This window comes from Providencia sp. PROV209, from assembly GCF_028479485.1.
GTDB classification, from domain to species: Bacteria; Pseudomonadota; Gammaproteobacteria; order Enterobacterales; family Enterobacteriaceae; genus Providencia; species Providencia alcalifaciens.
Map to the genome: position 1 here is coordinate 71,963 of NZ_JAMPNR010000011.1, position 14,109 is coordinate 86,071.

Annotated in this window: 11 protein-coding genes; 8 read left to right on the forward strand and 3 right to left on the reverse strand. The window is 42.3% G+C overall.

What is annotated here, in order from left to right; genetic code table 11:
* Positions 1-11: 11 nt before the first annotated feature.
* Genes leuC through leuA form a run of 3 tightly spaced genes read right to left on the reverse strand, consistent with a single transcriptional unit; the run spans position 12 to position 4,091 of the window.
* On the reverse strand, positions 12-1,415 hold the full coding sequence (leuC, locus tag PR795_RS08010; RefSeq protein ID WP_006661148.1) for a 3-isopropylmalate dehydratase large subunit: 1,404 nt from the start codon (positions 1,413-1,415) through the stop codon (positions 12-14).
* 1 nt (position 1,416) lies between these two features.
* Positions 1,417-2,508, reverse strand: coding sequence for a 3-isopropylmalate dehydrogenase (gene leuB / locus PR795_RS08015; protein WP_036978490.1), 1,092 nt, complete (start codon positions 2,506-2,508; stop codon positions 1,417-1,419).
* A 2-nt stretch (positions 2,509-2,510) separates the two neighbouring features.
* Positions 2,511-4,091, reverse strand: a complete 1,581-nt coding sequence (gene leuA / locus PR795_RS08020; protein ID WP_036978488.1) for a 2-isopropylmalate synthase — start codon at positions 4,089-4,091, stop codon at positions 2,511-2,513.
* A gap of 905 nt (positions 4,092-4,996) precedes the next feature.
* Between leuA and leuO the strand changes: the two genes are divergently transcribed.
* The 8 genes from leuO (at position 4,997) to ftsL (ending at position 14,107) form a co-directional block, all read left to right on the forward strand.
* On the forward strand, positions 4,997-5,944 hold the full coding sequence (leuO, locus tag PR795_RS08025) for a transcriptional regulator LeuO (protein ID WP_006661149.1): 948 nt from the start codon (positions 4,997-4,999) through the stop codon (positions 5,942-5,944).
* A 301-nt stretch (positions 5,945-6,245) separates the two neighbouring features.
* Positions 6,246-8,003 carry an AMP-dependent synthetase/ligase gene (locus PR795_RS08030; protein WP_080684824.1) on the forward strand — a complete coding sequence of 586 codons (1,758 nt, stop codon included), beginning with the start codon at positions 6,246-6,248 and terminating at the stop codon, positions 8,001-8,003.
* Between the two features lie 329 nt (positions 8,004-8,332).
* Entirely contained in the window at positions 8,333-10,060 is a 1,728-nt protein-coding gene (gene ilvI / locus PR795_RS08035; protein ID WP_006661151.1) for an acetolactate synthase 3 large subunit, read from the forward strand.
* Between the two features lie 2 nt (positions 10,061-10,062).
* Entirely contained in the window at positions 10,063-10,554 is a 492-nt protein-coding gene (gene ilvN / locus PR795_RS08040; RefSeq protein ID WP_006660747.1) for an acetolactate synthase small subunit, read from the forward strand.
* A gap of 84 nt (positions 10,555-10,638) precedes the next feature.
* Positions 10,639-11,649, forward strand: a complete 1,011-nt coding sequence (cra, locus tag PR795_RS08045) for a catabolite repressor/activator (RefSeq protein WP_006661152.1) — start codon at positions 10,639-10,641, stop codon at positions 11,647-11,649.
* Positions 11,650-12,371: 722 nt separating this feature from the next.
* A complete protein-coding gene (mraZ, locus tag PR795_RS08050) occupies positions 12,372-12,830 on the forward strand; it encodes a division/cell wall cluster transcriptional repressor MraZ (protein WP_006661153.1) in 459 nt (152 codons plus the stop codon).
* A gap of 2 nt (positions 12,831-12,832) precedes the next feature.
* Positions 12,833-13,786, forward strand: a complete 954-nt coding sequence (rsmH, locus tag PR795_RS08055) for a 16S rRNA (cytosine(1402)-N(4))-methyltransferase RsmH (RefSeq protein ID WP_036964135.1) — start codon at positions 12,833-12,835, stop codon at positions 13,784-13,786.
* On the forward strand, positions 13,787-14,107 hold the full coding sequence (gene ftsL, locus PR795_RS08060; RefSeq protein ID WP_006660751.1) for a cell division protein FtsL: 321 nt from the start codon (positions 13,787-13,789) through the stop codon (positions 14,105-14,107). It abuts the gene before it with no gap.
* The last annotated feature ends 2 nt before the right edge of the window (positions 14,108-14,109 follow it).

Sequence of the window (14,109 nt, forward strand, 5' to 3'; positions counted from 1 at the left end):
GGTTTTCTCCTTTAGATTTGAATATCACGAACATCAGCAAAATGACCGTTGATAGCTGCGGCGGCTGCCATTGCTGGGCTAACTAAATGGGTACGTCCCGCACGACCTTGGCGACCTTCAAAGTTACGGTTGCTGGTGGATGCGCAACGTTCACCCGGATTTAAACGGTCATTATTCATGGCTAAACACATGGAGCAGCCGGGTAAGCGCCATTCAAAACCTGCTTCAATAAAGATTTTATCCAAGCCTTCTTGTTCTGCTTGAGCTTTAACAGGGCCGGAACCTGGAACCACAATAGCTTGCACACCAGACGCCACTTTTTTACCTTTCGCAATGGCTGCCGCAGCGCGTAAATCTTCAATACGTGAGTTAGTGCAAGAACCGATAAAGACTTTATCAATTTTCACATCGGATAATTTAATACCAGACTCTAATCCCATATAGGCTAATGCTTTTTCTGCGGAAGCTCGTTCAACAGGATCGGAGAAGGACGCTGGAGCAGGGATCGGCTGATTGATTGCTATTACTTGTCCAGGGTTGGTTCCCCAAGTAACTTGAGGGGCAATGGTGCTCGCTTGGATAGTAATAACCTTATCGAATTTTGCATCATCATCCGTTTTCAAGGTTTTCCAGTAAGCGACAGCATCATCCCAGTCCTGACCTTTCGGTGCAAATTGGCGTCCTTTCATATAATTAAAAGTAGTTTCATCAGGGGCAATGATGCCCGCTTTAGCCCCTAATTCAATCGCCATATTACAGACGGTCATACGACCTTCCATACTTAAGTTTTCAATTGCTTCACCACAGAATTCAACGATGTAACCCGTTCCACCTGCGCTGCCAGTTGTACCAATAATCGCTAATACGATATCTTTGGCGGTGATCCCCGCAGGTGCTTGACCAACCACTTCAATTTTCATTGTCTTGGCACGGGCTTGTTTTAAGGTTTGTGTTGCCATTACATGCTCAACCTCGGACGTACCGATTCCAAAGGCTAATGCACCAAATGCGCCGTGGGTTGCGGTGTGAGAGTCACCACAAACAATGGTGGTGCCTGGCAATGTAATACCTTGCTCTGGTCCCATCACATGGACAATTCCTTGGTATGGATGGTTTAAGTCATATAAGGTTACGCCGAATTCTTCACAGTTTTTCATCAACTCTTGCATTTGAATGCGCGCCATATCGCCACAGGCATTAATGTCTTTTGTCTGGGTTGATACGTTGTGATCCATAGTGGCAAATGTTTTGCTTGGCTGATGTAATGGGCGGTTTTTGGTCCTTAAGCCATCAAATGCTTGTGGTGAAGTCACTTCATGTACCAGATGACGGTCGATATAAATTAAAGGGATTTCATTTTCGACTTCACGTACGACGTGAGCATCATATAATTTTTGATATAAAGTCTTCGACATATTAAACCCCTTCTTCAATATAACGGGCGATGATGTCACCCATTTCACTGGTACTTATTGATTGACCATCACCGGCTAAATCCGCAGTGCGATAGCCATTTTCTAATGCCTTATTGACAGATCTCTCGATGGCATCAGCCGCATCGGCTTGGTTTAAACTGAAACGCAATAACATCGATGCTGACAAAATTTGTGCGATCGGGTTAGCGATATTTTTGCCAGCAATATCCGGTGCTGAACCGCCTGCCGGCTCATATAAACCAAAGCCATCTGCGTTTAAGCTAGCGGAAGGTAACATGCCCATGGAACCAGTGATCATTGCGCATTCATCGGAGATGATGTCACCAAATAAATTCGAGCACAGCACCACATCAAACTGAGAAGGCGCTTTGATCATCTGCATCGCGGCATTGTCGATATACATATGATTGACTTCAACGTCTGGGTATTCTTTTGCAATTTGGTTAACCACTTCGCGCCATAATACGGAGCTTTGTAAAACGTTAGCCTTATCAATCGATGTCACTTTATGACTACGCTTGCGAGCAGACTCAAAGGCAATACGTGCAATACGTTCAATTTCATAGCGGTGATAAACTTCGGTATCGAAGGCAAACTCTTCCGCGCCTTCACCTTGACGACCTTTCGGTTGACCGAAATAAATTCCCCCCGTTAATTCACGGACGCATAAAATATCAAACCCTTGAGCAGCAATATCCGCGCGTAATGGGCAGAATGCTTCCAATGCTTGATATAAGCGAGCAGGGCGTAAATTGCTGAATAATTTAAAATGCTTGCGTAATGGTAACAATGCACCACGTTCAGGTTGACTATCTGGAGGCAAATGCTCCCATTTAGGACCGCCCACTGAGCCAAATAATACGGCGTCGGCTTCCTCACACCCTTTCACAGTGGCTTGTGGCAATGGCTCACCATGGTTATCAATGGCAGCACCGCCTACATCGTATTCTCTGGTTGAAATCGTAATAGCAAAACGCTTACTGATTGCATTCAATACCTTATGAGCTTGAGCCATCACTTCAGGACCAATTCCATCTCCTGACAATACTGCAATATTAAAATTCTTAGACATGTTTACACCGCTTCCTTTGTGTTGAATTGTGATGCTTGGTGAGAAATTTTATGCTTTTCTTTTTCAACTTGTTCTGCACGCCAGATACTATTTAATACATGAACCATGGCTTTTGCTGATGATTCAACGATATCCGTTGCTAATCCCATTCCATGGAAACGACGACCGAAGCATTCGGCGACGATATCCACTTGCCCTAATGCATTTTCTCCCTGACCTTTAGCAGATAATTGGTAAGAAACCAATTTCATTGGGTAATTTGTGATTTTGCTAATGGCTTGGTAGATGGCATCGACAGGACCATTCCCTGTGGCAGCCTCCGATTTTTCTGTTTCACCGCACTGCATTTTGACCGTGGCGGTTGCCACGATACTAGAGCCGGATTGTGTACTGAAGTAATCCATCACAAAGTGGTCAGTTTCATCTTGTTGTTTAGCAAAGAAGGCTAATGCTTCTAAATCATAATCAAACACTTGACCTTTTTTATCCGCTAAACTCAAAAATGCGGTGTACAGTTCATCCAAATTAAAATCTTTACCTTCGTGATACCCCATTTCTTCCATGCGATGTTTCACCGCAGCGCGACCAGAACGCGAAGTTAAGTTTAATTGCTGCGCTTTTAATCCAATGGATTCTGGCGTCATAATCTCGTAGGTTTCGCGATTTTTTAATACGCCATCTTGGTGGATACCTGATGAGTGTGCGAAAGCATTATTCCCCACAACGGCTTTATTAGCCGGAATTGGGGTATTACATAATTGGCTCACTAATTGGCTGGTGCGGTAGATTTCTTTGTGATTGATATTGGTGTGCACACCTAACATCTGTTCGCGTAATTTAATCGCCATAATCACTTCTTCTAACGCAGTATTACCGGCACGTTCGCCTAATCCATTAATTGTACCCTCTACTTGGCGAGCGCCTGCTTGAACTGCGCTGATGGAATTCGCGACTGACATGCCCAAGTCATCGTGGCAGTGTACCGAAATAACCGCTTTATCAATGTTAGGTACGCGTTCATATAAAGAAGAGATAATGCCGCCGAACTGATATGGCGTGGTGTAACCCACGGTGTCAGGAATATTAATGGTGGTCGCCCCTGCGCCGATCGCTGCTTCTACAATACGGCATAAGTTGTCGATATCAGTACGACCAGCATCTTCGCAAGAAAACTCGACATCATCGGTATAGCGTCGAGCACGTTTAATTGAGTTGATAGCCATATCCATCACCCCATCGAACGTTTTATTTAATTTCTTTTGCATGTGCAAGTTGGAGGTGGCTAAGAACACATGGATACGGAATGCTTCGGCGACTTTCAAGGATTCCGCAGCAACATCAATATCATTTTCAACACAACGTGCTAATGCGCAGATGCGGCTATTTTTGATTTCACGCGCAATAGTTTGGACAGATTCGAAATCACCAGGCGATGAGACAGGGAACCCAGCTTCAATAACATCGACACCTAAGCGCTCTAAAGCGAATGCAATTTGCAGCTTTTCCTTCACGGATAAGCTGGCTTGTAATGCTTGTTCGCCGTCACGTAAGGTCGTATCGAAGATGATAACTTGGTTGCTCATAATGTGTTCCTCATAGACTAAATTTTGTTGTTATTGATTCTGTTTGCTTGGTTCCCATCTAGCCGCAGGCATAAAAAAACCCGCTGGTTGCGCGGGCTTTTTCATGTTTGTGGACAGTGTTTGTTATTTTCTATCCATAAGCATACCGCGCAATTTGTCTGCGAGTAGTAGTAGGCTTAGTAGGCGGATAGAAAATGTCATGGATAACTGTCTCTCATATAATTTCAACTAATCTGTTTTTATTGATACGTGATTTCAATAATGTTGTCAAACTTAATTTTCTGAAGCGCATATTCTACGATCGGGAGTTTTAGGGCGTAATTGGATGTTACGTCTAATATTTATAATTTCTATGATGTTTTTACCTATATTTGCAGGTGGTTGTTAGTTTAAAATTCCGCCTAAAAATTCATGGCATGAGAGTATTTTTATGCAAAAGTTGTTTTGAGTATGTTTCTACCTTAGAGGTATGCAGAGGTTAGATGAAAACCGTCATTATCATTGATAGCGGATATACTTCAAATAAGGTTAATTATGTAATAAATGAATAATAAAAAATTAATCTGATAATGAGATGCAAGCGCATTTCCTGAAGATATTTATTATGATTTATTCTTGAAATTGTTTTATTATTTTTATTGGAATGAAGGTGGTTTTAATAAGTTACACACACTCATTACGCTGATGAATATTTGCATTTTATGATGATATCTATATCTCGATTCTAATTTATGGTTAAAAAGAATAGAAACGTCGTTTTAATAAATGCAGGGAAAGCGAAATAACTTATCATGTATAAGTTGTTTTAAAAATAATATTTAATGATTTTATATTTTTCGTCAATATTGCTTTGATGGATCATGTTCATTAATTAAAAATGATAAATATATTTAGTGGAGTTAAAAATGACTGATTTTGATACGATCTCAACAGCAAAAAAAGAAAGTAGCGATATTCATCTACGTAATGTTGATCTGAACTTATTGACCGTTTTTGATGTTGTGATGCAAATGCAAAATGTCACTCGTGCGGCACAAGTGCTAGGTATGTCTCAGCCAGCTGTGAGTAACGCAGTATCTCGATTAAAATCGATGTTTAATGATGAGTTATTTGTGCGTTATGGGCGTGGTATTCAACCAACCTCTCGCGCTAAACAATTATTTGGTCCAGTAAGACAAGCGCTTCAATTGGTTCATAATGAATTACCGGGTGCCGGATTTGATCCAAGACAGAGTGAAAGAGAATTCAACTTATCGATTTGCTCACCATTAGATATTCGCTTAGCTGCAATGATTGTTGATAAATTTAAAACTACGTCGCCAAATATTCAAGTTTTCATTCATTCATTTTTAGGTAATAACATAGCTCACCAATTAAAATATCAAGAGATAGATTTTTTCTTGGGATATAATCAATTCGAAAAACCCGAATATCAACATCAGGTTTTATTTAATGATGAATTAGTGTTAGTCGTTGCAAATCACCATCCAAGAATCGAAAATATTATAAATCAAGAGATGCTGAGTAATGAAAGACACGCTATCATGGCGATGGATAATATTGGGTCATTCAGTAAGCTTTATTACCATAATACCGATCTCTCACATACGGTCAGTTACCAAGGAACTGACTTAAGCAGCGTTTTGAATATTGTCGCGCAAACAGATTTGGTGGCGATTGCCCCTAAATGGTTAGTTGAACATCATGCGAATCAACTACAGTTACGTATGCTGTCATTACCGTGGGAAGAGAAGACGCGCCCATGCTATTTAACGTGGCATGAATCTACCGCGCGTGATAAAGGTCATCAATGGATGAAAGCGCAATTTTGTCAAATGATCGAACAGCTGTAAGCTAACTCAGTCTCATTTATTTAGCGGTAATTTTAACTCGCCAGAGTGAAAACAATGGCGAGTTTTGTAGCGTCTGTAGCATTTGCGAAAAATTTACATTTTATTCCTTTCCTCACTAATCTTTCCGCTATACACTCCAGTCATTCAGCTAACAGTTGTAAGCTGAAAATAATAAAAAGTATTAGATTAAGTTATTTGTGAGTGTACCGAATGACTTAAAATTTAAATGACCTATAGGGAATACACATTGATAACTGAGAATCTATATCCATATCATATAGTTAACCGCATACGTTCCAGAATGGACGCGAGCGAGTCAGCGGATCGGATAGCTTTCAGTCAATGGGACAACGGACACCAGTCTGAGCTAACTTGGGCAGAAGTGGATACAAAAACCACCGATATTGCTCGCCAGCTCTTGGCAATGAATGTTGCTCCACAAGAGAATATTGGGCTTTTTGCTCAAAACAGTATGAATTGGTCTTTGGTTGATATTGCAGTACTGCACATTAAAGCTGTGACTGTTCCGCTATATGCAACGAGCAGTGTTGACCAAGCCGCCTATATCATTAATGATGCCAACATTAGAATCCTCTTTGTTGGCTCTCAAGAGCAATATCACGTTGCTTGCCAGTTATTAACTCATTGCCCTCAGTTAACCGCTATTATTGCATTAGATGAAAGTGTTGAGCTCGACAGCCAAGTGGCAAACAGCATGCACTTGTCCACATTCATGTCCCTAGCTCAACCGGATTATCAAGCAGAGTTGGATGCACGTATTGCAGCACAAAACTTAAGCGATCTATTTACGATTATCTATACTTCGGGCACGACGGGCGAGCCGAAAGGGGTGATGCTGGATTATTACAATATGGCATCCCAGCTTTACCTTCATGACAACCGCTTAGAGTTGTCAGAAGAGGATGTTTCTTTATGCTTCCTGCCACTTTCTCATGTTTTTGAACGCGCATGGAGTTTTTATGTGATGCACAGTGGTGCACGTAATGTCTATTTAACCGACACCAACATGGTGAAAGAGGCGCTTGCTGAGGTTAAACCGACCGTCATGTGTGCCGTGCCGCGCTTCTATGAAAAAGTCTATAGCGCAATACAAAGCAAGGTATCCCAAGCACCATTAATGCGCCGCATGATTTTTAAATGGGCGATTGCGATTGGGAAACAGAAAGTCAAGAGGATGGCGAAAGGTCAGTCGCTGTCATTCCTGAATAAGCCATTGTACGCATTAGCGGACAAACTGGTTTTGAGCAAAATTCGTCAAGGACTTGGTGGGCGTATTCGCTTTATGCCAGCCGCAGGTGCGCGTCTCGATGATGATGTGATTGCCTTTTTCCTCTCTGCGGGTGTGGATATTAAATATGGTTATGGAATGAGTGAAACCTGTGCAACGGTTTCATGTTGGGAAGACAATAAATATCCATTAGGCTCTATTGGTACGCCACTTTCTGCTATTTCTGTGCGTATTGGAGAAAATGACGAAATTCAAGTCAAAGGTCCTGTGGTCATGAAGGGCTACTACAATCGCCCACAAGAAACGATTGATACGTTTACTGCGGATGGTTGGTTGCGTACAGGCGATGCAGGTAAAATTGATGCCCAAGGAAATTTATATATTACGGATAGACTAAAAGATTTAATGAAAACGTCTAATGGTAAATATATTGCGCCGCAAGTGATTGAGGGTGTTCTTGGTCAAGATCGATTTATTGAGCATATTGCGGTGATTGCGGATGCGCGCAAATTCGTCTCCGCATTAATTGTGCCTTGTTATGATAGCCTTGAAGAGTACGCAAACTCGATTAACTTAAAATACCGTGACCGTTTGGAATTACTCAAAGATTCAAAAATAGTAGCGTTGTTTGAAAGTCGCTTAAAGGATTTGCAAAAGAATCTAGAGCATTTCCATCAAGTGAAGCGTTTTACATTGTTGCCGACGAATTTTTCTATGGAGAAAGGTGAGTTAACCCCAACGCTTAAATTACGCCGGAAAATTATTTCTGAACGTTATCGACTCGAAATTGAGTCTATGTATCAAGAGTAATTCAGTCGTTCATTGTTATTTCTAAGCCCTTCAGTGGTTATTCCTGGGGGGCTTTGTTTTATCCACAATTTCGTGAAATCCGTGTTGCGACTATTTTTGCTGACCTTTTAGTTATTTCAGCTCTATTTCGATTGAAAACTAGTCAATGCATCTGCTGAAATTTCATGTTCAAGACAAAACGAAATCTTCTTTAATTTCTGTGTGAAATCAAATTTGCGTCCCTTATGTGGGAGGGATATGTTAATAGCTGAATTTATGACTAACTTAATAAAAATTAAAGAGGGTCGTTAGGCTCTCTGTTAACTTGCAAATAGTCTGAGGGCAAACTCATGGAGATGTTGTCGGGAGCAGAAATGGTCGTCAAATCATTGATTGACCAAGGTGTTAAACATGTATTTGGATATCCAGGCGGTGCTGTTCTGGATATTTACGATGCACTGCATACGGTTGGGGGTGTTGAACATATTCTCGTTCGTCACGAACAAGCTGCGGTGCACATGGCTGATGGTTATGCCCGCTCAACGGGGGATGTCGGCGTTGTTTTAGTGACTTCGGGTCCGGGTGCCACGAATGCGATTACAGGGATCGCAACAGCATATATGGACTCTGTGCCAATGGTTGTTTTATCGGGGCAGGTAGCGAGTTCTTTGATCGGGAATGATGCATTCCAAGAATGCGATATGGTGGGTATTTCACGCCCGATTGTGAAACACAGTTTTTTAATTAAACACGCCAAAGAGATCCCCGAAACCATCAAGAAAGCTTTTTATATTGCCGCAAGTGGACGTCCAGGTCCCGTAGTGATCGATTTTCCGAAAGATACCGTAAATCCCGCTGCAAAGTACCCGTATCGCTACCCTGAATCGGTTTCATTGCGCTCATATAACCCAACATTACAAGGTCATAAAGGGCAGATTAAGAAAGCATTGAGCAAATTAGTTGCGGCCAAAAAACCGGTGCTGTATGTCGGTGGCGGGGCGATTAATGCGAATTGTTCGGCTGAATTAATGACGTTAGCGGAAAAGCTCCAACTGCCAGTCGTATCAACATTGATGGGACTTGGTGCATTCCCTGAAACGCATGCGCAATCAGTCGGTATGCTTGGGATGCATGGCACGTATGAAGCCAATAAAGTGATGCATCATTCGGATGTTATTTTTGCGGTTGGGGTGCGTTTTGACGACAGAACAACGAACAATTTAGAAAAATATTGCCCTAATGCGACAGTGATTCAAATTGATGTGGACCCAACCTCGATATCTAAGACAGTAAAAGCGGATATTCCTATCGTTGGCGACGCCAAATTAACGTTGGAGCAGATGATCGCACAGTTGGATCATGTGGCTGCTGATCAGGATGCGACGGCGTTGCAAACTTGGTGGAAAGAAATTAGCGTTTGGCGGGAAAAACAGTGCCTCAAATACACCTTAAATCCGAATAAAGTGAAGCCCCAACAGGCCATTGAAACGATCTACCGTTTAACTAATGGGGAAGCTTACGTAACTTCAGATGTTGGACAGCACCAAATGTTCGCCGCCCTTTATTATCCCTTTGATAAACCTCGCCATTGGATTAACTCAGGTGGCTTGGGCACCATGGGCTTTGGTCTACCAGCGGCATTGGGCGTGAAGCTAGCGCATCCTAAATCCACAGTTGTCTGTGTGACGGGGGATGGCAGTATTCAAATGAATATCCAAGAACTTTCAACCGCGCTGCAATATGGTTTACCGGTGCTAGTTCTGAACTTGAATAATGGTTTCTTAGGCATGGTAAAACAGTGGCAGGATATGATTTACCAAGGTCGCCATTCGCAATCCTATATGCAGTCATTGCCGAATTTTACCAAACTTGCTGAGGCGTATGGGCATGTGGGTATTTCAATCGCTTCTCCTGATGAGCTAGAAGATAAACTCAAACAAGCGTTAGTCGAAGTGAATGAGAATCAACGATTAGTGTTTGTGGATATTAATATTGATGAAACCGAACATGTCTACCCAATGCAGATCCGTGGTGGAGCAATGGATGAAATGTGGCTAAGTAAAACGGAGAGGACCTGATCATGCGTCGTATTTTATCGGTATTATTAGAGAATGAATCAGGTGCTTTATCTCGCGTTATTGGGCTTTTTTCCCAGCGCGGTTATAACATTGAAAGTTTAACTGTCGCTCCGACTGACGATCCGACATTATCGCGGATGACTATCCAGACGAAAGGGGATGCGAAAGTACTTGAGCAGATAGAAAAACAGCTTCATAAGTTAGTGGATGTACTGAGAGTGAGTGAACTCACCGCATCAGCTCATATCGAGCGTGAAATCATGTTAGTGAAGCTACAAGCCTCCGGTTATGGACGTGATGAAATTAAGCGAAGTGCCGATATTTTCCGCGGACAAATCGTCGACGTGACGCCAACGCTGTACACCGTTCAGCTAGCAGGAACAAGCGATAAACTAGATGCATTTCTTGAGGCGGTACGTAGCGTTGCTGAAATTGTTGAAGTTGCCCGTTCTGGGATCGTCGGAGTTTCTCGTGGCGATAAAATTATGCGATGAAAAATTTGTCAGCCACAGGTAGAATAGAGCGAATTAAAGCCCCGAATGACTCGGGGCTGTTTCCCAAATAGCAAAGAGGTTAATGTGAAACTGGATGAAATAGCCCGTCTAGCGGGTGTTTCCCGCACAACGGCTAGTTATGTGATCAACGGCAAGGCCAAGCAGTATCGAGTCAGCGATAAAACTGTAGAAAAAGTGATGGCAGTCGTCAGAGAGCACAATTACCATCCAAACGCAGTAGCAGCAGGCTTACGTGCTGGTCGTACTCGGTCAATCGGGCTTGTGATCCCTGATCTTGAGAATACCAGCTATACCCGTATAGCCAATTATCTTGAGAGACAGGCTCGTCAGCGCGGATACCAGCTTTTAATTGCTTGCTCAGAAGACCAGCCTGATAACGAAATTCGTTGTGTGGAGCACTTACTTCAGCGTCAAGTCGATGCGATTATCGTTTCTACTGCATTACCCCCAGAGCACCCATTCTATCAACGATGGGCGAATCGCTCGTTACCTATCATTGCACTGGATAGAGCATTAGAAAAAGAGCATTTCATTAGTGTCGTGGGTGATGACCAAGAAGATGCGCTGATGATCTCCAAAGAATTACGAAAATTTCCTGCGGAATCGGTTCTGTATCTTGGGGCATTACCTGAGCTCTCTGTCAGCTATTTACGTGAACAAGGTTTTCGTAAAGCGTGGGAAGGCGATACTCGCGAAGTCAATTATTTATACGCAAACAGCTACGAGCGCGATGCTGCCGCTGATGTTTTTTCGAACTGGCTAGATAGCGGCAACTCGATGCCAGATGCGCTATTCACTACGTCATTCTCTTTACTGCAAGGTGTGTTGGACGTAGCGCTGAAGCGTAATGGGCGCTTACCTGAAAATATGGTTATTAGCACCTTTGGTGATAATGAATTACTGGATTTTCTGGGTTGCCCAGTGCTATCACTTGCGCAGCGCCACCGTGACATAGCAGAACGTATCTTAGAATTGGTATTAGCTAGCCTAGATGAAAAACAGAAGCCAGAAACTGGAATTCGTCGAATTCGCAGGGACTTATGTCGCCGTGGTAGTTTAGGTCGCAAACAGTAGTGAATAAACCTTATCCACTGATGCAAAAACCAGTTTAATAGTTAGTGATGTTAACCACAATTCTTAGTAATATATCCGCCCCTATCTATTAGGGGCTTTTTTTTGGTGAAGATTTAGGGGCAATTACGATTTATTTATTAAGATACCCTGTAAATATTTCACTTTAGGAATTTTCTTAATACTTTTTTTGGTTATTTTGCATTAAGCGGGTTTTTGATGAATTAAATTTTTTTAACCCATAAAAAAACCGATGCATATGTTGAAGGAATTATTGTAAATAAAATAACACTGTGAATTAAAACAGTTGTTTAATTTGTTGAAATACAATGGTTTTATATGCAAATACGTATTATTTGGTAGTTTTGATTAAATAATCATCAATAAATGATGATCAAAAGGTAAAGAATAGACACGAAATAAACTGATTAAAAATGAGACGTATATATCATTTACTCAAATTTGTATGATTTTGCAGCAATGAAATAGATTTAAATATGTTTTACCTGCGTTTTATAAAATAAGTGAATTATATCAACTCGTTATTTCTCTTTTTCTTTCCAAGTAAGAATTTTTCCAACTTTTTCTTTTCTAAAACGTTCTGTAAATAAAGCTAAAGCTACGTGCGGCTGGCTTGACAACGTTTTCATACCATTCGTAAACTTTATAAGTGGAGAATTGTGGGGTAAAGTGGGGCAGTTGGAAATAAAGGGGATAAATCAGGTATGTTTCGTGGGGCAACACTGGTTAATCTCGACAGCAAAGGGCGGCTAACCGTGCCGACTCGTTATCGAGGAATGCTGAGCGAGGAATCCAAAGGGCAAATGGTATGTACCATTGACCTTCACCAGCCATGCCTATTGCTTTATACCTTACCTGAATGGGAAATCATTGAGGAAAAGCTTTCTAAGCTATCCACCATGAATCCCGCAGAACGTCGAGTACAGCGCCTTTTACTTGGTCATGCCAGTGAGTGTCAGATAGACAATGCAGGACGTCTTTTGCTAGCTAGCACGCTGCGTCAACACGCAGGGCTAACAAAAGAGGTCATGTTGGTAGGCCAAATAAATAAATTTGAAATTTGGGATGAACAAATGTGGTATCAGCAAGTGGAAAATGACATCGCTGCTGAACGTCAAGCCGACGAACCACTATCCGCCCGTCTACAGGATTTGTCACTATAACAATGACACAGCAGCAATTTAAACACGTAACAGTACTGCTTGATGAAGCAGTAAATGGCTTAAATATCAAACCAAATGGTATCTACATTGATGGCACATTTGGTCGCGGTGGGCACTCTCGCCTGATTTTAAGCCAACTGGGAGAACAAGGCCGCTTAATTGCGATTGACCGTGACCCAGAAGCGATTAAAGCCGCTCAAGAGATTAATGACCCGCGTTTCATGATTAAGCATGGTCCGTTTTCAGCGATTGCAGACTATGTAGAGGAAGAAGGCTTAGCCGGCAAGATTGATGGTGTGTTACTGGATCTTGGTGTGTCTTCACCGCAGTTAGATGATCCAGAGCGTGGATTCTCATTCATGCGTGACGGACCTTTGGATATGCGAATGGACCCAACCCGCGGTCAATCAGCGCAGCAATGGCTGATGACAGCTGAAGCGGATGACATCGCATGGGTATTGAAAACATTTGGTGAAGAACGTTTTTCAAAGCGCATCGCAAGAGCGATTGTAGAGCGTAATCATAATCCAGAAGAAGAGCCCTTAACGCGCACACGCCATTTGGCTGAATTGATTGCAAAAGTCAGTCCGATTAAAGACCGACATAAGCACCCAGCAACTCGAAGCTTCCAAGCTATTCGAATCTATATTAATAGCGAGTTGGAAGAGATTGAGAAAGCATTAAATGGCGCGATGTCTGTATTAGCACCAGAAGGGCGTTTATCGGTGATTAGCTTCCATTCATTGGAAGACAGATTAGTAAAACGCTTTATTCGTCAAAATAGTACCGGACCTTCTGTTCCTGCGGGGATTCCGTTAACAGAGGCACAAATCAAAGAGCTGGGTGCGGCGAAATTACGTGCATTAGGCAAGATGAAACCGTCTGAGTTAGAAATTGATGAAAACCCACGAGCACGTAGCTCGGTGTTACGTTTTGCAGAGAGAGCGGTAGAGTAAATGACACCAGAAAGACACAGTCTAGCAAGGGTTATTGGGCGCGATTTATTTCGCTACGGGATTATTCCAATGATCTTGTTAGCCGCGATAATCATTAGCGCTGTGTTTGTGGTCACCACCGCTCATGAAACACGACTGCTGACAGCCGCGAAAGATAAGCTTTATGAAGAGAAAGACTTTCTTGATATTGAATGGCGCAACTTGATCCTCGAAGAGAATGCGTTGGCGAGCCACAGTCGTGTTGAGCGTTTATCTGTTGAAAAATTACGTATGGTTCATGTGGAGCCATCCCAAGAAAACATTATTGTTTCCAAGCAATAACG

Bases quoted from the DNA above. Each gene is read 5' to 3' on its own strand.
- mraZ (WP_006661153.1), top strand. From the start codon at position 12,372: ATGTTTCGTGGGGCAACACTGGTTAATCTCGACAGCAAAGGGCGGCTA.
- leuO (WP_006661149.1), top strand. From the start codon at position 4,997: ATGACTGATTTTGATACGATCTCAACAGCAAAAAAAGAAAGTAGCGAT.
- leuC (WP_006661148.1), bottom strand. From the start codon at position 1,415: ATGTCGAAGACTTTATATCAAAAATTATATGATGCTCACGTCGTACGT.
- rsmH (WP_036964135.1), top strand. From the start codon at position 12,833: ATGACACAGCAGCAATTTAAACACGTAACAGTACTGCTTGATGAAGCA.
- ftsL (WP_006660751.1), top strand. From the start codon at position 13,787: ATGACACCAGAAAGACACAGTCTAGCAAGGGTTATTGGGCGCGATTTA.
- PR795_RS08030 (WP_080684824.1), top strand. From the start codon at position 6,246: ATGGACGCGAGCGAGTCAGCGGATCGGATAGCTTTCAGTCAATGGGAC.
- leuB (WP_036978490.1), bottom strand. From the start codon at position 2,508: ATGTCTAAGAATTTTAATATTGCAGTATTGTCAGGAGATGGAATTGGT.
- ilvI (WP_006661151.1), top strand. From the start codon at position 8,333: ATGGAGATGTTGTCGGGAGCAGAAATGGTCGTCAAATCATTGATTGAC.
- ilvN (WP_006660747.1), top strand. From the start codon at position 10,063: ATGCGTCGTATTTTATCGGTATTATTAGAGAATGAATCAGGTGCTTTA.
- leuA (WP_036978488.1), bottom strand. From the start codon at position 4,091: ATGAGCAACCAAGTTATCATCTTCGATACGACCTTACGTGACGGCGAA.